This window comes from Chloroflexota bacterium (assembly GCA_026710945.1).
Taxonomy (GTDB): Bacteria; Chloroflexota; UBA11872; order VXOZ01; family VXOZ01; genus VXOZ01.
Map to the genome: position 1 here is coordinate 41,814 of JAPOQA010000014.1, position 17,351 is coordinate 59,164.

Annotated in this window: 15 protein-coding genes; 10 read left to right on the top strand and 5 right to left on the bottom strand. The window is 56.7% G+C overall.

Translation table 11 applies throughout. The features are described 5' to 3' along the window. Nucleotides 1-70 precede the first annotated feature (70 nt). Nucleotides 71-1,960 (top strand): alkaline phosphatase family protein, encoded by a 1,890-nt coding sequence (locus OXE05_01965; GenBank protein ID MCY4436084.1) that lies wholly within the window; start codon nt 71-73, stop codon nt 1,958-1,960. Nucleotides 1,961-2,304: 344 nt separating this feature from the next. Here the strand turns inward: OXE05_01965 and OXE05_01970 are convergent, their stop codons facing one another. The 3 genes from OXE05_01970 to dnaN all read right to left on the bottom strand — a co-directional run bounded on the left by OXE05_01970 (nt 2,305) and on the right by dnaN (nt 5,476). Next, a complete protein-coding gene (locus OXE05_01970) occupies nt 2,305-3,204 on the bottom strand; it encodes a dihydrodipicolinate synthase family protein (protein MCY4436085.1) in 900 nt (299 codons plus the stop codon). Between the two features lie 188 nt (nt 3,205-3,392). After that, nucleotides 3,393-4,328 carry a nitrilase family protein gene (locus OXE05_01975; protein ID MCY4436086.1) on the bottom strand — a complete coding sequence of 312 codons (936 nt, stop codon included), beginning with the start codon at nt 4,326-4,328 and terminating at the stop codon, nt 3,393-3,395. A 2-nt stretch (nt 4,329-4,330) separates the two neighbouring features. Next, entirely contained in the window at nt 4,331-5,476 is a 1,146-nt protein-coding gene (gene dnaN, locus OXE05_01980; protein ID MCY4436087.1) for a DNA polymerase III subunit beta, read from the bottom strand. 201 nt (nt 5,477-5,677) lie between these two features. Here dnaN and OXE05_01985 point away from each other — a divergent pair, with 201 nt between their 5' ends. From OXE05_01985 to thiD, 3 genes are all read left to right on the top strand, one after another. Beyond that, the gene (locus tag OXE05_01985) at nt 5,678-5,989 is read left to right on the top strand and encodes a hypothetical protein (protein MCY4436088.1); all 312 of its coding nucleotides are present in this window, start codon (nt 5,678-5,680) and stop codon (nt 5,987-5,989) included. A gap of 92 nt (nt 5,990-6,081) precedes the next feature. After that, complete coding sequence (locus tag OXE05_01990) at nt 6,082-6,507, top strand: CoA-binding protein (protein MCY4436089.1); 426 nt, start codon at nt 6,082-6,084, stop codon at nt 6,505-6,507. Beyond that, nucleotides 6,489-7,298, top strand: a complete 810-nt coding sequence (gene thiD / locus OXE05_01995; protein ID MCY4436090.1) for a bifunctional hydroxymethylpyrimidine kinase/phosphomethylpyrimidine kinase — start codon at nt 6,489-6,491, stop codon at nt 7,296-7,298. The genes OXE05_01990 and thiD overlap by 19 nt, the downstream gene beginning before the upstream one ends. 30 nt (nt 7,299-7,328) lie before the next feature. Here the strand turns inward: thiD and OXE05_02000 are convergent, their stop codons facing one another. Further along, nucleotides 7,329-8,420, bottom strand: a complete 1,092-nt coding sequence (locus OXE05_02000; GenBank protein MCY4436091.1) for a M20/M25/M40 family metallo-hydrolase — start codon at nt 8,418-8,420, stop codon at nt 7,329-7,331. A 552-nt stretch (nt 8,421-8,972) separates the two neighbouring features. Here OXE05_02000 and thiL point away from each other — a divergent pair. The 5 genes from thiL to tsaD all read left to right on the top strand — a co-directional run bounded on the left by thiL (nt 8,973) and on the right by tsaD (nt 13,433). After that, complete coding sequence (gene thiL / locus OXE05_02005) at nt 8,973-9,998, top strand: thiamine-phosphate kinase (protein ID MCY4436092.1); 1,026 nt, start codon at nt 8,973-8,975, stop codon at nt 9,996-9,998. Between the two features lie 12 nt (nt 9,999-10,010). Beyond that, complete coding sequence (gene tsaE, locus OXE05_02010) at nt 10,011-10,511, top strand: tRNA (adenosine(37)-N6)-threonylcarbamoyltransferase complex ATPase subunit type 1 TsaE (protein MCY4436093.1); 501 nt, start codon at nt 10,011-10,013, stop codon at nt 10,509-10,511. A gap of 24 nt (nt 10,512-10,535) precedes the next feature. Next, nucleotides 10,536-11,327, top strand: coding sequence for a tRNA (adenosine(37)-N6)-threonylcarbamoyltransferase complex dimerization subunit type 1 TsaB (gene tsaB / locus OXE05_02015; protein ID MCY4436094.1), 792 nt, complete (start codon nt 10,536-10,538; stop codon nt 11,325-11,327). Nucleotides 11,328-11,563: 236 nt separating this feature from the next. After that, complete coding sequence (gene rimI / locus OXE05_02020) at nt 11,564-12,304, top strand: ribosomal protein S18-alanine N-acetyltransferase (protein MCY4436095.1); 741 nt, start codon at nt 11,564-11,566, stop codon at nt 12,302-12,304. Further along, nucleotides 12,282-13,433, top strand: coding sequence for a tRNA (adenosine(37)-N6)-threonylcarbamoyltransferase complex transferase subunit TsaD (gene tsaD, locus OXE05_02025; protein ID MCY4436096.1), 1,152 nt, complete (start codon nt 12,282-12,284; stop codon nt 13,431-13,433). The genes rimI and tsaD overlap by 23 nt, the downstream gene beginning before the upstream one ends. Nucleotides 13,434-13,445: 12 nt before the next feature. On the opposite strand, the gene larA is transcribed toward tsaD, so the two are convergent. Then, nucleotides 13,446-14,729 (bottom strand): nickel-dependent lactate racemase, encoded by a 1,284-nt coding sequence (gene larA, locus OXE05_02030; protein MCY4436097.1) that lies wholly within the window; start codon nt 14,727-14,729, stop codon nt 13,446-13,448. Nucleotides 14,730-15,194: 465 nt separating this feature from the next. Here larA and thrS point away from each other — a divergent pair, with 465 nt between their 5' ends. Next, nucleotides 15,195-16,982, top strand: coding sequence for a threonine--tRNA ligase (gene thrS / locus OXE05_02035; protein ID MCY4436098.1), 1,788 nt, complete (start codon nt 15,195-15,197; stop codon nt 16,980-16,982). The last annotated feature ends 369 nt before the right edge of the window (nt 16,983-17,351 follow it).

A 17,351-nucleotide genomic window follows, 5' to 3' on the forward strand; every position in this document is an offset into this window, starting at 1 on the left:
AAAGCCGGCTGTACTTATTGGTGTAAAGCCTCTCGTAAAATCAGAAATTCCCCTAGGAGGAGTGCGGACCATGGCGGCATTGGCCAAGCGGGCAATTGTAATCGGAATTGACGGCGCAAGTATGGAGATCGTGCGGCACATGGCGGCACAGGGAGCAACGCCGCATCTCAAGCACCTGATGGACACCGGCGCATGGCGGCCGATGCTGGGCGTCTTTCCCACCCTCACTCCTCCTGGCTGGACATCAATCGCTACCGGTGCGTGGCCGGGAACCCATGAGGTGATGGACTTCAACATTCGCGCGCGAGGCCGGCCGTTGACAGAAACAATCTGGGGCGTTAATACAGAGCTATCAAAGGCAGAATACTTTTGGAATACGCTGGAACGCGCGGGCAAGACGCCAATCTTGGTGAAGTGGGAAATGTCGTGGCCGCCGACGATTACTAAAGGGGTTCAGGTTGAAGGCACCGGGCCCGGCGTGGCTAACCACCATCAGATCGCGGGATACCACCTCTGGGTTGCGGGAGACTGGCGCCCACGTCCCATTGGCGGCGGGGTAGACGCGGAGGCGGTGGATCCCAGCACGCTGCAGGAGGGGGATGATGTTGATCGTGTGGCCTTGCGTCCGGCTGACCGGGATCAGTGGTCGCATGTGCCGGAGTCTGCAAAGCCTCCCCTGGAAGTGGAATTGACGGTGCAGCCACTTGCGCGCGGGCGCTCGGACTTGACGGCCTGGGGCACGGAAGGTGCGGCGGCACGCCCGTTCTATGGTCTCGTTTACGCACAGGCGGGCGCAGGCTACGACCGGGTGCGGGTGTGCACATCTCGCGACGGCAGCCAGGCCATAGCCGATCTTGCCATTGGCGATTGGAGCGATTGGTCGCGGCAGCAATTCACCATCGGTGACCGCACGCTCACGGGGTACGTGCGCTTCAAGCTCATTACGCTCACCCCCGATGGTGACACGTTTGAGATGTTCATGCCCCAGGTCTGGGCCACAGAGGGCTACACATATCCGGCGGAGGTCGCTGACGAAATCGATACGCACGTCGGGCCATTCTTACAGAATCCGGCGCGTGACACCCTGGGACTGGTTGACGACGAGACCTTCTTCGAGCTGGTGGACGTGCATCATGACTGCTTAGCCGACGTTGCGCATCACCTCTGTGCTACGCGCGATTGGGACGTACTCTTCACAGAAGTCCATTCGCTTGACTATGGCAACCACTTCTTCATGGCTCAGACGGATCCGCGCTGCGGGGCAGCGGAGAGTGTTATTGCTCGCTCGCGAGAGGGCATGACCCGCCTCCTCGCCTCGGTAGATCGCTGGGTCGGGAGGCTCCTGGAGCTACAAGACAGCGAGACGGTAGTCGTTGTGACTTCAGACCATGGCGGCACACCGGACTTTGTCCCGCCAATTGCCGCGGCGGATGTGCTTGAGGAGGTCGGATTGCTCGTTACCGATCCGGCAACCGGGGAGATCGATCTAAGCAAGAGCGCAGCCATACCGGTGGGCACGATTCACGTCTTCATCAACCTCAAGGGGCGCGACCCCGGCGGAATCGTCGAGCCGGAGGACTTCGATAAGGTGCAGCAGCAGGTCATTCACGCACTGACGACGTACGTAGACCCCAATACCGGCAAGCAACCCTTCGCTCTGGCGGTCACACGCGAAAACGCTGAGATGCTCAACCTTTGGGGCGACCTTGTAGGCGATGTCGTCTGGGCGGTGCATCCTGAATTCGACGCGTGCCACGGTCGACATCTGCCCGCGGTCAGTTTGGGAATAGGCGGTCAGCATACGACCTTTATCGTCAACGGTCCCAACATTCGCAATGGATCCGCATTGGAGGGACAAGCGCGCAGCGTCGATATCGCACCCACACTTGCCTATCTCTTGGGAGTACCGCAGCCCCGCGACGCCGAAGGCCGGGTGATCATGGAGGCGATAGAGGCCTAAGGCGGTGTTCAAGGGGGGGTGTCGGGCATCGTCACCTGCTCGCCCCCGTGTCGGGTACGGGGAAGGCTCTGAGCTTGTCGAAGTGCTCAGCGTTGTCCGTTCGCCCTGAGCCTGTCGAAGGGCCGTCCATGCTGCCACGGGCCTGTACTGAGCTTGTCGGTGTGCTTAGCGCAATCCGTTCGCCCCCGTATCGAGCACGGGGCAAGCCCTGAGCTTGTCGAGGGTCTCAGCGCTATCCGTTCGCCCTGAGCTTGTCGAAGGGCCGTCCATGCTTCGACGGGCCAGTACTGAGCTTGTCGAAGTGCTCAGCACGAACGGTCTTGGAGCTCTGTGCAACCTGAATCCTAGGAGAGCAACCCAAGCTCTTCGAGTCCGGCGCGCACCCCCGCTTCTTCATCAGGGGTCACTTCCGGCAAGGGGCCGCGGACGGGCCCGGCGGGGAGTCCCAGCATGCGCAATGCCGCTTTGCAGGGACCCACATAGCCGGGATCGTACTCTAAGTACCGATTCAGGGCCTGGAGTTTCAATTGAAGCTGGCGGGCCTCCGCGAATGCCCCGGACTGAACCGCTGCGTAGATTGCTACCATTTCGCGAGGAATCACGCAGGCAGCGGTCGAAAAGATACCGGTAGCGCCTGAGGCGAGGGCAGCGTAGAACTGGCTGTCTATCCCTGTCAGCACGGCCACCTTGTCGCCGTTCGTGCGTATATTCTCCATGAGAATGCCAAAGTCGGCATTACTTTGTTTCAACCCAATCACGTTGGGAACGGCAGCCAGACGGTCAATCAAGGCTGGCGTAATCTCGTTGCCGGTGTAGAGCGGATTATTGTAGAGCACCATGGGCAAGTCTACTTCGGTTGCGAGGGTCTCGTAGTGGGCAAAAAGAGCATCCTCTGAGAGTTGAAAGTAATACGGGGCCGTAACGATAGTGCCGTCTGCGCCGACGTCCTTCGCATCTTGTCCGAGGAGCACCGCTTCCCGCGTTCCAGCGGCTGCAGTTCCCGCAATAATTGGAATCGCCCCTGCGGCTTCCTCCACGATTGCCGCCGTCACGGCCCTCTTCTCATCCTGCAGCATATGGGGAAATTCTCCGTTGCCGCCGGTGGTCATGATTCCGTGAACCCCGGCATCGATGAGGAACCTGGTTAGCTGCTTTGCCCCGTCCAGGTCTATGTCTTGGTTGGACTGGAACGGTGTTACGATGGCGACGACAACGCCGTGCAGGGTTTGCGGTGTGAGTTTCATAATCTATCCCTTGCCTTTCAAATGCGCAGTCTCAATCCAAACATGTGACTTTATCCGGTAAGTCTCTTGCTCAAGAAGATTGGGAGGGGGGGGAGTCAAACTTCGAAAGAATCTTGCGGACAGTGGAGGAGGTCCGTTCTGCGTCTGCTGCAGGCATTGCTCTCATTCTGCCAACCAGGAACAACGTACTACGCTGGCGGACCAGACTCATACCCCAACGTGGCACTATAGAGATCTGTCCGTCGGTCGAGCCATGTGTGATTCAGCTCATTGCGGTTTTTTGCCCGACGGGCGGCAGAAAGGTTCATTTCCGTTACGAGCACCTCCTCGCCGTCTTTGCTGGCGGGCCCGGCTAAGGGCGTTCCGGCAGGGTCGATGATGAGGCTGCAACCAAGGAACTGGATGCCGCGCTCTGCGCCCACGCGGTCGGCGCACGCCATGTAGACTTGGTTCATCGCCGCATTGGCCAGGGCCACATAATTCGCCTGACAGTACCCTTGTGAATCCCAAATTCTATCCGGCGTCATCATGCTTACCCAATTGGTAGGCACACAAATCACGTCGGCGCCCTTGAGGGCCAAGATTCGGCTCGCCTCGGGGAAGCGCAAATCGTAGCAGATCAATATGCCAATTCTGCCAAACGGCAGATCAAAGACCGGAAATCCCAGGTCACCCGGTCTGTAGTAGAGTTTTTCTTCGAAGAAGAGATGCGTCTTGCGGTAAGTGCCAAGAATGCCGGTGGGGCCAATGACGAGGGCCGAGTTGTAAAGCGCTGTATCGCTGACCTTTTCACCAAATCCTGCGACGATGTAGGTATCATATTCCTGCGCAAGTTGGTGCCACCGGGCAACGGCAGGACTCTCATCCGTGTACTCCGCGAGCGCTCGTGCTTCCGCGCTGGAATGCACGACGTAGCCACTATTTGCCATTTCAGGAAGTACTATCAAGTCTGCGCCAGCCTCGGCTGCCTCTTGAATGGCTTGCGTGCCTTTCTCAACGTTCGCAGGCAAGTCACCGAGAATAGGAGCGTACTGGCAAACTGCGGTGCGAACAATGTTGCCCCGCTCGGACTCGGGCAAAACGTCATCCTGAACGATGGGGTTCCGCTCAGTTTCAGTTCGCATACCTACCGCACCGTGTGCATGGGCATGATGACGTGGACATAATCGGTGTCATCGGTGGGGCGAATGACTCCCGGGCTGGTTGAACCCGCTAGCTCGATCCGCACGTCAGGCGAATTGATGGCATTGATGCAATCAAGCAAATAGCGGGCATTGAAGGCAATGAGCGTTTCCTCTCCCTTGACCTGAGCTTCAAGGTCTGAGCGATTGTCTCCCAGCTCGGTGGCAGTGGCCGTGATGGTTAGATTGCCACGGGCCGCTTTGCCGTCCGGCTCTGCTTCAGGCGCGGCCTCCAGCTTTATCACGTTGGCCCCGTCGCGGGCAAAATACGACGCCATGCGCGCAGACTGCATGAGATCCAGCGTCGAAACGTGAATCTCAGTTTGGAAGTTGGGAGGAATCATCTGCGTGTAGTTCGGAAACGTACCTTCGATGAGGCGTGAAACCAAATGTACGTCACCGGTACTGAAAATCACCTGGTTGCGATTCTGTGTCAGGCGAATTTCAACCGGATGCTCGCTATCGCCCAGAATGCGCGAGAGTTCCAAAAAACTGCGCGCCGGCACGATGAACTCAGTCTTCTCGCTCACGCCGCTCTCCACCGCAAGGGTCCGCACCGCCATGCGGAAGCCGTCTGAAGCCACGAGCACGACCTTATCGGGTTCAATGATTACGGCAACCCCTTGGAGATACTGGCGGGGGTCGTCGCTGGCAGCCGCCATGGCGACCTGTTCGATGCTCTCCCGCAGCAGTGTTGCATCTAAAACGAGCGTGGGGTCGCCCTCCCCCAACGGTATTGGGGGGAACTCTTCAGCGGCTATTCCTTTGACGTTCGCCTGGTATCTCCCGCAATTGAGGTGAAGGGTTAGATCTTCCTTGTCCAACCGCACGTCCACTCGCTCGTTAGGCAGTGAACCGATAAACTCACCCAGCAGACGCGCGAGGACGGTGACTTCTCCCTCCGTCTCAACTTTGCACCCAATCCAATGGACGATGCCAATCTCCTGATTCATGGCGGAGAGCTTCAATCTCCCTTGATCGGTTGCTAGTAGCACATTGCTTAGGACCGGGAGAGGACTGCGCGTGGCGACGGCCCGGCCGACGATGGCAAGGCCTTTAGCGAGGTTTTCCTGTAGACACGAAACTTGCACGATAAGAGCTCCGCGAACACACTTTAACAGACTCATTGACAAGAACACATTGCCGCCAAATTTCCTTGGCGGCCTATGAAACCCATAGTATACTGGGGCCAACCACGTGTCAACGACGAGGTGCTCGCGCTATTGGACGATAGCGCTTGGATTTGCAGATAGATTTTCCGATTAACTGGCGTCGGACAAAAGAAGGCAATTGTGTCGCGACTATCATTTCGACGGACCACGCAACGGCTGATCAACGATCCCTCATTCGCTTTCGGACGTATTTACGAACCCTTTGACGTCGTTGAATCCAATATCGTGCTCCTACAGGCGAGACTTTCCACACTGCCCAAGGCAGAGCTCACGATCGCCTATCTTGAATCTGAATATACGACCTTGCTGGACCGGCTGGAAAATGCGGGCGATACAGTAGTAACGGCGTATGCGCGGCCAATTATGCCCATGGAGGTGTGGTTGGCGTGCCAACTCTCGCGCATAGAAAAGTTTCGCGAGGACGTATTCTAGATTAAGGGCGGGGATCACTGCTAGCGTGAACCTGGTGTGCCTGTGCTGGGCTACGGTCAGAGTGGTTCGTGGGTTGAGGATGTTCATTTGCAATGACTGTTGATTTCGCGGGGGATCACGAAGAGCGCGTAGCCAGGCTGGTCAATCTGCGATCATGGGCCGTGGTAGGCGTTTCGCAAGATGCCCGGAAGTACGGCCATCGCGTCTTCTTGGTCCTGCTTGAGTCCGGGTATCGCGTGATAGGCGTAAACCTGAAAGGCGGTGTTGTGGCGGGACATGCGGTATATCCATCGCTAGCTGACCTTCCTGAGAGGCCTGAGGTGGTAGTAACAGTTGTGCCTCCCGCCGCAACAGAACAGATCGTAGCGTCGTGCGTTGCAATGGGCATCGAGCACATTTGGCTGCAACCGGGTTCAGAATCTGCCACAGCGATTGCGATGGCCCAAGACCACGGACTAACACTCGTCGCGCATGACTGCGCAATGGTTCGGAGGAAACATTGGCAAGACACGTCCTGACCATAGCGGGTTCAGATTCCGGGGCCGGCGCGGGCATACAAGCGGACTTAAAGACGTTTTCTGCTCTCGGCGTGTACGGCAGCACTGTCGTTACTGCCGTGACCGCCCAGAACACCTGCGGCGTACAGGATTGGCTGGCACTGCCCCCGTCCTTGGTGGCAGAGCAAATCCGATCGGTGCGCTCAGATATAGGCGCGGTAGCAGTCAAGACCGGCATGCTGGCCAACGCCGAGATCATTGATGTCGTAGCAGCTCAGATGAAAGCAGAGCCTCCACAGGCGCTCGTCGTCGACCCGGTCATGGCTGCGAAAGGCGGCGATCCGCTCGTAGACGACACGGCGGTTGCCGGGTACCGTGAATCTCTGTTCCCACTCGCTACAATCGTCACGCCAAATCTGCCTGAAGTGGAGCGGATACTGGGGAGGCAGGTGCAGGCGGAGAGTGAGATGCGTCGGGCGGCACAGGCAATTGTCGAATTTGGGTGCCGTGCAGCGCTCATAAAGGGCGGACATGCCGCCGGTTCCGCGCGAGACATTCTCTTTGATGGTTCAGAGTTCTATACGTATGAGCAGGAACGAATCGCAACGAATAACGACCACGGTACGGGTTGTACATTGGCCTCTGCCATTGCCGCCTATCTTGCGCTCGGTCTCAAGCTCCCGGATGCGGTGAGGGAAGCAAAAGAGTACCTTACCGGAGCGCTGCGGCATGCCTATGCGATAGGGGCCGGCCACAGTCCCGTAAATCACTTCTGGCGCGGGATCAATTCCAACACCGAACGCAGCAGTTAGTGCTGCAGCGAGTCTTCAGTTGTCTTCGAGTTAGTCCGCGAGGAAGGCCATGTCTTCTTCACCTGCGCTGCGCGCCATTGCAACTACAAGCTGCAGCGTAGCAGAGACATCGTCGAGGTCGACGACCTCGATTGGGGAATGTGAATAACGACGTGGAATCGTGACGGCAATGGCAGGGACCCCGCTGCGTGAGTAGTGAATGGCGGTCGCGTTGGTGCTGCCGCCTTCGAGGATGGCTTCCTGATGCGGAATCCCATTCTGTTTGGCAGTGCGGATTGCGAAATCAAGCACACTCTTAGGCGTGATCATGCCTCCGTATGAACTGCTGCTGGCGGCTTGGAGTACCGGTCCCATACCCAATGCAATCGGCAACTCGCTATGAAACTTGACATCCGGCGTGTCTCCGCAGGGCACGGTGTCAATTGCTATTGCAAGGTGTGGCGCAAAGTTGAATGCCGCGGGTCCGGCGCCGCGTAGTCCCGTTTCTTCCTGCACCGTGAACTGGGCCAACAGACGGATCGGCGGTGATAACTCTGTCAATTGATCGATAGCGTTGAGCAACACCGCGCATCCGGCGCGATTGTCAATTGCTTTACCGCACAGGCGGTTCGGATTGGCTAACTCCTCAACTTCACTAACGTACGTTACCGGATCGCCGACCGCGATGCCGGCTTCCCTAACTTCCTGTGCGGAAGAAAAGCCAAGGTCTACATAAAGGTCCTTTACCGATACGACGGTGCCCTGTTCCTCAGGGGTCTGGAGGTGCCCGGCCTTCACTCCAATCACGCCTCGCAGGCCGTTCACGGAGACTTTTCTCCCGACGAGCAGACTGTCGAGGATACCGCCCACCTTGAAAATTCGCAGGAAGCCTTCCGGTTCGATACTCCGTACGAGACAGCCGATTTCGTCTGCGTGCGCATCCAGCAGCACTTGGGGCGCGTCTTTCGGTCCGCCATAATCAGCAAAGAGGTTTCCCATACGGTCGACCCAAACGGACTGCGCGCGCGGTCGCAGGCGCTCTGCCAGGTCGGCAATGACTGCTTGTTCCCTGCCGGAAGGACCGTGCAGGCTCGCGAGGTCGGCAATCTCAGTCCGAAGCCGGTCTTTCACTTGCTCTGTCACTACTGCAACACCTCTCTCGTCTTGAACCATTGATACGGTTAGTTAGAGTGTCTTTCAGTGACCCTCGTACTTTGTCGGTTCGTTCCAGTTTCATGAGTTGGCCTTGCCGGTCGAATAACAAGACCCTTCCGTGCCTCGAGCCGCACGTGTCACGGGAAGTCCCGGCGGCCGGCATCGCATCCCCGGCAAATTCGCCTCCGCGGAGTCGTTACCTTCTACCCTTCGCACGTGAGAGCGATCTGCTCGGCACTTGACCCTGGGTCGGCCCTCCGGCAAAACTGCGCAAGGATGAAAAAGAAAGCACTCCACAACTAGGCTTGTTATAGCTCCTCAAGTGTAATGCTGTGGGCATGGTAGCATACGGAAGCGCGCTCTTGCGCTGCATTCCAATCGTACGCTCGGGTGCCCTACACTGCATGTGGGGCTGAAATCGCGATAACTCAATCTTAGTAGCAATTGCGCCCAAGGGCATCCAACAGTAAGGCAGCATGCATTTGCCCAGCCAGTGCGCGCCTGCTATTCTGAACTCGGATGCACGCATGGCGAGGGAACATGGCCTTAACCCTTGGGGATATCGGAGAGTTTGGGCTCATCGATCGTATCGCGAAGAAAGCCTTTGCTAATCAGGAAATGGCATTGGGCTTTCAAGATGATGCGGCATTGTGGCATCAGGGCACTGGCTGGTTGGTAGCTACCACTGACGCTCTTGTGGAAGATGTCGACTTTCGGCTGGGTACCTTCAGCTGGGAGGAAATTGGATGGAAGGCGCTCGCGGCAAGTCTTAGCGATATTGCCGCAATGGGTGGTACACCGGTTGGAGCATTTATTACTCTGTGCCTTCCTGCTAAATGTGAAATCGCCGACGTTACGGCGTTCTATGAGGGGATGGCACCTTTGGCGAAAGAGTCGCGCACCCCAATTCTTGGAGGAGATCTCTCGTCGAGCGAGCAAGTAATCGTAAACGTGGCTGTGTTTGGCGAAGTAGAGAGCCGCGAGCGCGTTCTTCTGCGGACCACGGCTCAGGTTGGAGACCAAATTGCCGTTACGGGAGTCCTAGGTAGTGCGTCAGCAGGTCTCATGCTCCTGGAAAGAGGCGACAGTGGGCGAAACAGTCACGCAGTGCGCTTCACGTCGGCACAGCGCCGGCCAATCCCACGTTTGCGTGAAGGCCGAGCGCTTGTCGAAGCGGGAGTACGGTGTGGAATGGATGTTAGCGACGGCTTGGTCGCAGACTTGCAGAAGCTCTGCGCAGCCAGCGGCGTAGCAGCGGAAATCAAACTGGAAGACATACCTACCGATCCGGAACTTCCATTGATTCTAGGCCGCTCGCACCGGACGCGTGCCATTTGTGGTGGCGAGGATTTTGAGTTGCTGTTCGCTGCGCCACCGGACACGATGCAACGGGCGAAGGATCACTTGAATGCCAAGACTCTTGAGCAAGCCACAGTAATTGGTACAATTGTTTCCGGCCATAGTGGAGTCGTAACAGTGCGCGATGAACGAGGAATCGTAGTGCCTGTTGACCGACTAGGCTTCGATCACTTTGGCGCTGACGGTATCCCCATTCCTGGCGATTGAGAGGATTCCCTAGTGTCGACCAGTAAAGACGTGGACCAAAAGCTCGACTGCATAAGCCACAGCGAGGCGCAGACTCAGCGTCTCGGGTTGAGGCTAGGGACCCTGGTGATGCCCGGTAGTGTAGTCCTTTTAGAGGGCACAATGGGCGCAGGCAAGACGGTTTTTGCACAAGGAGTTGCCCTGGGGTTGGAGGTCAGAGAGCAGGTAACGAGCCCTTCTTATACGCTCATCAAAGAGTATCAGTCCGGTAGGCTGCCTCTCTTTCACATAGACCTTTACCGCATCGGGTCAAACGACTCGCTATGGAGTCTAGGGCTCGAAGAGTATATCGATGGAGATGGGATATGCGTCATTGAGTGGGCTCGTAAAGTGCGAGACTTTCTGCCGGAAACGTGGCTTCTCATAAATATTGAAATCATGACAGATACAAAGCGGACGTTGCACTTTGAGTCAGAGGGTGACCGATTTCAAAAGATCCTTCACGAGTATCGCAGGCTTGCGTTTGGTTTCTAGCACGCTAGGTTTGAGTTACATAAAATGCTTTTGGCTATTGATACTTCTACGCGGCAACTTGGTGTGGCTTACTATGCTAACGAGCGTATCTTGGGTGAGATCAACTGGGTTGCGGGGTTCCATGCTACCGAGCAACTCATGGAGAGCATCACCCAGCTTTGGGCAATGATCGCCAACAGCGGTCAAGCGCCTGAGTCTGCAATTCCCCCCGAATCCAGTGCGACAGCGACAACCATGGATGGGCTGCATGCGCTTGCCCAAAGCCAAGTCCCAATAAGTGCGGTAGCGGTTGTTGGGGGGCCGGGGTCATTTTCCGGTCTTCGCGTAGGTATGGCTACGGCGAAGGGCTTCTGTCTGACACTGGGTGTCCCGCTTGTAACTGTTCCTACCTTGGACGCAATCGCTTTCCCACACTTGCAGTCTTCCAATGCACACGTGTGTGCGTTGCTTCAGGCCGGTCGTGGTGAGTATTACGTGGGGTGGTACCGATCCGTCGCCAGGAATTGGCGCCGCCTTGAAGATTATGCGATCTTGGGCATTGAGGACGTATGTACCAGGATAGTGAAGCGTACGGTAATCTGTGGCGAAATTTCGGATGAACACAGAAAACTTGTCGAGGACTCAGTTGAAAAGAAGCTTGTAGTCTTTCCCTCCGGGCTTTCCAGCGTGCGGCGAGCCGGCACGGTAGCCGTGCTCGGTGCCGACAATCTTGCGAAGGGTTGGACTGTTGACCCGTTAACAGCGGAACCGGACTATTTGCGCAGACCTGCGGCCGAAGTGCCGCGCCACCGCATAAATCCTACAATTGGCGGGTAGAATCCCTAACGAAACAGACGGGGATCGTCTCTATTCCTCGTTAGTCTTGCAGAATTGAGGGAGATTAGGTAGATCTCTGTGACAATCGTTGTTGAGTGACGCTTGAGGATTCAAGGGTCGCTGGAATGTAGAGGAAGACGTCGGGTTGCTTTTCTCCTCGTGGGGCGACACAGCCAGACAAAACTGTTGCTGGCAAAGCTCAACGATAGAGATGTGTCAGACATGTGGGCAGCGTAATGGAACAGCCAAAAGCCATAGTTGACGATCGTCCTGAACCTCACTCCATGAGGTTGCGGATAGAGCCAATGCAATTGGAGGACGTGGCTGAAGTGCGCAGTATTGAGGAAGCCTGTTTCAGCCTGCCTTGGCCGCGCAATGCCTATCGCCGGGAAATCGTGGAAAACAAGCTGGCGCGTTACCTGGTTATTCGCGACTTAGACGCAGTAGCGGCTGCGGGAAAAGGTGACCGGCCTGGCGCATCTCATCAGAAGCGCCCTAAGCCGTTTCCGCTTTCACTCTTTCCTTCTGTAGACAAGGAACGTGAACAACAGTGGCGGTACGGAAGACCGACTTTGGTAGCGTATGGCGGACTCTGGCTCATGGTGGATGAGGCCCACATCACGACTATCGCGTCGCGACCGGATGTGCGCGGACAATATGTTGGGGAATTGATGCTCACGGCGCTCATCGACGTGGCAATCGGACTTGCGGCGCGCTGGGTGACACTTGAAGTCCGCGTCTCCAACACCTTGGCGCGCGCTCTTTACAAGAAGTATTCATTCCGGTCCACCGGGATACGCCCGCGCTACTACAGCGATAACCATGAAGATGCATTAGTCATGTGGAGCGAAGACATAAACGTGGGAGGGTTTCAGGACATGCTCCAAGAGCGTGTAGCAGACCTTCGGCACAGGCATAGCTGGACGACATCATATCCTGAAACAGGAGGGTTTCTTGTCGATTCTGCTCGCGATTGAGACTTCGTGTGATGAAACCGCCGCAGCAATCGTGGAAGACGGTCGTTTCGTCCATTCCAACATTGTTGCTTCTCAGGTCGAGATTCATCAGAAGTATGGAGGCGTGGTACCGGAATTAGCCTCGCGGGAGCACTTGAGGGCCATAATGCCGGTTGTAACTGAGGCCCTGATTGCCGCGGATGTGGCGTGGGAAGAGCTGGATGGCGTTGCGGTTACGTATGGGCCAGGCTTGGCGGGCGCGCTTTTGGTTGGAGTCAATTTCGCGAAGGCTCTTGCGTTCTCCTTGGGAATTCCGTTGATTGGCGTCAATCACCTTGAGGGTCATGTCTATGCAGCCTGGCTCTCGCGGTCAAGGCGAGCACGCCGTAGCGTGGAAGAGAATGAGCTACGGTTTCCCTTACTTGCACTGGTGGTGTCCGGCGGGCACACGGAGCTTGTGCTCATGCGCGGACATGGAGACTACGGCCTGGTAGGTGCTACTCGCGATGACGCCGCCGGAGAAGCCTTTGACAAAGTCGGGCGCATTCTAGGCCTGCCCTACCCTGGTGGACCTTCGGTGCAGTTGGCCGCAGACCAACTCTCGCGCTATGGATTGCGGGGCCGGCGCAACATGGTTGATCTGCCCAGAGCATGGATGCAGGGCACGTACGAATTTAGTTTTAGCGGCGTGAAGACTGCCGTCTTGCGGTACATGCAAAGTCGCATGAAAGAACAAGACCTCTCGGAACCGCCAATAACGGCTCCCGGTGGCATTGTGAGCGCGGATGTTCCGCTCTATGTTGCTCAGGTTGCGGCCAGTTTTCAGCAGTCCGTGGCGGATGTCTTGGTTGCCAAGACCGTGGAAGCGGCGAAAGAATTCAAAGTCCAGATGATTCTCGTCGTAGGCGGCGTGGCTGCGAATAGTCTCTTGCGCGAGGAAATTACTGCCCACGCACCGGTCCCAGTACGGATTCCGGACATTTCCTTCTGCACTGACAATGCCGCCATGATAGGTGCATGCGGTTACTATCGGCTCCAGCAAGGACTGGTCTCAGACATGACTCTCGACGTGGACCCGGGAGCACGCCTGGCGCCACCGTCAACGGCCATTCCGTCGGAAGGCTATGGAGGCAGCGGACGCAGACGGTAGACCACCGGCTTCCTAGACAGACGCCAACGCCGGTTCAGCGACATAAGGAATGGTCAAGGGTCCCATAGGTAGGACGCAAGTCCTAGCGCCGGCGCCAAATTTCTCCCGCAGCGCTGCCACGGTTTCCTCAATCGAGCGGCACGGCGTAAGGTGCGCGTCTCGAATTGACTGGTCGGAAAGATTACCTGCATAGAGGTGGACTTCGGCCTTCAAGAGGATCTGCGCCAGAATTTGGGCCTCCCATTGGTCAAAGCGGGAAAACCCCGGACTGTTTATGAGGTCCAGCAATGCGGTCGGAGTTTCCCGCTCCTGCAATAGGTCCTCAAAGTGACCATGACCGATGCCTTCCGCACATTCGGCAGCAATGACAATCGCGCCGCCTTGCTTCACCACCTGGTACGCTGCCGACATGCCCTTAACGGCTTGGTAGAGGTTCAAGTCCAAGGGATACCCGCTATTCGTCGTTATGACGATGTCGTACGGCTCGGCAACCGGCCGCATCACAGAGCGGCGCGCGAAGGCGCACCCAGCTTCATGGGCCTGAATCATCTCGCCGGCAAAGACAGCCGTAATCTCTTTACTCTTGTTGATCGTAACGTTCAAGCTGAGATCAGGCGGGCATAGCGCGGCCGCCTCGCGTTGCTCACCGTGGATGGGGTTACCTTCTAAGTGTCCCCAGGTGGCCTTCGGGTGGCCGATCATTGCCGCGTTGTGATTGTGCATTACGGAATCTGCACCGGCAATGCCGGGCAATATGAGTTTTGCCCCGCCGCTAAAGCCCGCAAAGAAATGTGGCTCTATAAACCCGGTGAGGATCTTGACAGAAGCGTCAAGGTAATGGGTATTGACCCAAACAGGTCCGCCGGAGGATGTTTCCCCCAGGAAGCGCAATTGAGACGCATCCGTCGAATCATGATTCACAATGCGGTAGTTATCTACCACGTCCTCGCCCAACATGCCCCGCAATTCGGCATCCGTATTCGGACGATGCATGCCGGTGGCGTTAATGAGAACGAAGTTCTCCCGGGGCACATTCGCGAGTTCGGCAAGAATCGCCGGAATCATGAGGTGATTTGGCGCCGGACGGGTGATGTCGCAAAAGACAATCGCTACGGTGTCTTCTGCTCCGACAAGCTCGCAAAGCGGCTTTGCTCCAATTGGATTACGCAGTGATTCGCGCAGCGCTGCGAGGGGATCGGCTACTCCCGGGAGGTCTACGGGCTCTACGATATCCACATTCTCATGCGGCAATGAAATCGTCAGTCCAGTGCGGCCATACGCGAGATCGACCTGCATCGTACGCCTTCTTTCGCCTTTATCCTCATGGGGTTTAGTCCCTGTTCGCCAATACTAGCCTCTGTCTCTGCTGGCAGCAAGAGCCGGTGACCAGCTTCGCGCAAAGGCCACTCCTAACGGGTCGCGTCGCTCCCAACGGGCAGTGGCTGCGTTGACAGGAGAGGCAAACTTCGGTAGCATCATATGGTAGTGGATTTGGACTGTATTCCACACGTCACGCGCTTGCAAGAGCGCAGCGAGGAGTTCTTCAGTAGTGTATCGCATTGGTGGTTTCACACGCCGGCAACGATGCATTGCCCATATCACCACGACTGAACTCTCCTTGCAGGTGACGAGAGGATAGCAACACGCGTAATTGACATTGCTAATAGCACTTGACGGCCTCTCGTACGCGCCTGACACGAGAGGCTTTTTCTATTGCCAGTGGCTTCAAACCAGGTCAATTGACTATGAGGAGAATGACTAATGCCGCAATCAAAGGGCACAGGTGACAGCAAGCGTGCAGCGCACTTGCATACGATGCGACACTCGGCAGCGCACGTGCTCGCGACGGCCATGCTCGAGTACATGCCCGAAGCAAAGCTAACAATCGGGCCTGCGATCGATGAGGGCTTCTACTACGACTTTGATTTACCCAGGACGCTGACACCGGACGACCTCGACGAACTCAGCCAGCGTATGCAAGACATCATCGATCAAGATCAGCCTTTCAACCACACCACTATGCCCGTGGCTGAGGCGAAGGAGTTTTTCCGCCAGCAAGACCAAGCATACAAGGTGGAGTTGATTGAAGACCTGGAGCGTGACGTCAACGCCGAAGACGTGAACATCTACCAGAATGGTGACTTCATCGATCTTTGCGAAGGCCCACACGTTGAGTCTACCGGCGCAGTAGGTGCATTCAAGTTGCTCCGCACGGCCGGTGCGTATTGGCGGGGCGATGAGAACCGACAGCAGCTCCAGCGCGTGTATGGTACGGCCTGGCAAACAAAGAAAGAACTCAGAACGTACTTGAACTTCCTGGAAGAGGCGGAGCGGCGCGATCATCGGCGACTGGGACGTGAACTCGACCTCTTTAGCTTCTCCGATGAAATTGGCCCCGGCTTGGTGGTGTGGCATGCCAAAGGCGGACACGTGCGCAGCGTGATGGAGGACTACTGGCGCGATAGTCACCGGGCCGGAGGGTATGAGTTTGTCTACACGCCGCACATCGGCAGGGCCAATCTCTGGCGCACGAGCGGGCACCTGAATTGGTTCGCGGAGAACATGTATGCCCCCGTGGAAGTTGACGAACAGCAATACTACTTGAAGCCGATGAATTGTCCTTTTCACATCCAGGTGTACAAGAGCCGCACGCGCAGCTACCGTGACCTGCCCTTGCGCTATACGGAGACCGGCACGGTCTATCGCTATGAGCGGTCGGGCGTGCTGCATGGGCTCCTGCGCGCGCGGGGCTTTACGCAGGACGATGCGCATCTTTTCTGCCAGCCGGAACAGATGGACAGTGAGCTCACCCGCGTCCTGGACTTTTGCCTGGAGATTCTCGAAACTTATGGCTTCAAAGACCTTCAGTTGGAGCTGAGTACATGGGCACAGGGTGACACGAGCAAGTACGCGGGCGAGGCCAAAGACTGGGAAATGGCGGAGGCCGGCCTGGTGAGGGCCCTTGAAGGGCTCAATCTGAACTACAAGCGTATGGAAGGTGAAGCCGCATTCTACGGGCCAAAAGTTGACATAAAGATAGTGGATGTGCTGGGACGTCCTTGGCAGCTATCTACTATTCAATTCGACTTTTGGTTGCCGCAGACCTTTGAGCTAGAGTACATCGGAGAGGATGGCGGCGCGCATAGGCCTTTCATGATCCACCGCGCACTCTATGGCTCCATCGAGCGCTTCTTCGGCATCTTGCTCGAGCACTACGGCGGCGCGTTTCCTGTGTGGTTGGCGCCGGTCCAAGTCGCAATTATCCCGATTGCCGACCGGCATAACGAGTATGCACAGAGCGTGCAGGCTGCGCTTGCCCAAGCCGACATTCGTGTAGAGGTGGATACCCGTTCCGATCGGATGAATGCCAAGATACGCGATGCCCAACTTCAGAAAGTACCGTACATGGCAATAGTAGGCGATCGTGAGATCGAGGACGACGCGGTGAATATCCGATTGCGCACGGGTGAAAATCGTGGCGCATTGCCGATCGCTGAATTCTGCACGATGGTGCGGAACCGGGCGGAATCACGCTCTGATGCGCTTTAGTTGCATACCACTCGAATCGGCTTGGTGTTGCTAAACACCGTATTCGTGGTACCCTTAAGAGAAGGAGCACTACAATTTCCGTCGCAGCCAGACGGAACGTCTCCTTCTCTATTCCCCTGACTCTTCACGTTTGTAGACTCCCACACCATTGAGTATTCACCGGCTTTGCTGCCGGCTTGAAGCGATTCTCTTCCTCTTTGGATTCTTGGAATTAACTCACTACCTAGATTGCTGGGACAGCCGAGGGATTGGCGCCGGTTGGCGGCATTGCCTCAATGGAAGCGGGGTGAGTTGTTCTCTGCTCACGTACCTGCTGGCGCGCCACTCTGAGAATAACAAGCAATAGACAACGTACTGGAGGATAGTGTG

What these genes read in the sequence shown, in the direction of transcription:
- OXE05_01965 (MCY4436084.1), top strand. Translation starts at nt 71, where the DNA reads ATGGCGGCATTGGCCAAGCGGGCAATTGTAATCGGAATTGACGGCGCA.
- OXE05_01970 (MCY4436085.1), bottom strand. Translation starts at nt 3,204, where the DNA reads ATGAAACTCACACCGCAAACCCTGCACGGCGTTGTCGTCGCCATCGTA.
- OXE05_01975 (MCY4436086.1), bottom strand. Translation starts at nt 4,328, where the DNA reads ATGCGAACTGAAACTGAGCGGAACCCCATCGTTCAGGATGACGTTTTG.
- OXE05_01990 (MCY4436089.1), top strand. Translation starts at nt 6,082, where the DNA reads ATGACTGTTGATTTCGCGGGGGATCACGAAGAGCGCGTAGCCAGGCTG.
- thiL (MCY4436092.1), top strand. Translation starts at nt 8,973, where the DNA reads ATGGCCTTAACCCTTGGGGATATCGGAGAGTTTGGGCTCATCGATCGT.
- tsaB (MCY4436094.1), top strand. Translation starts at nt 10,536, where the DNA reads ATGCTTTTGGCTATTGATACTTCTACGCGGCAACTTGGTGTGGCTTAC.
- rimI (MCY4436095.1), top strand. Translation starts at nt 11,564, where the DNA reads ATGGAACAGCCAAAAGCCATAGTTGACGATCGTCCTGAACCTCACTCC.
- larA (MCY4436097.1), bottom strand. Translation starts at nt 14,729, where the DNA reads ATGCAGGTCGATCTCGCGTATGGCCGCACTGGACTGACGATTTCATTG.
- thrS (MCY4436098.1), top strand. Translation starts at nt 15,195, where the DNA reads ATGCCGCAATCAAAGGGCACAGGTGACAGCAAGCGTGCAGCGCACTTG.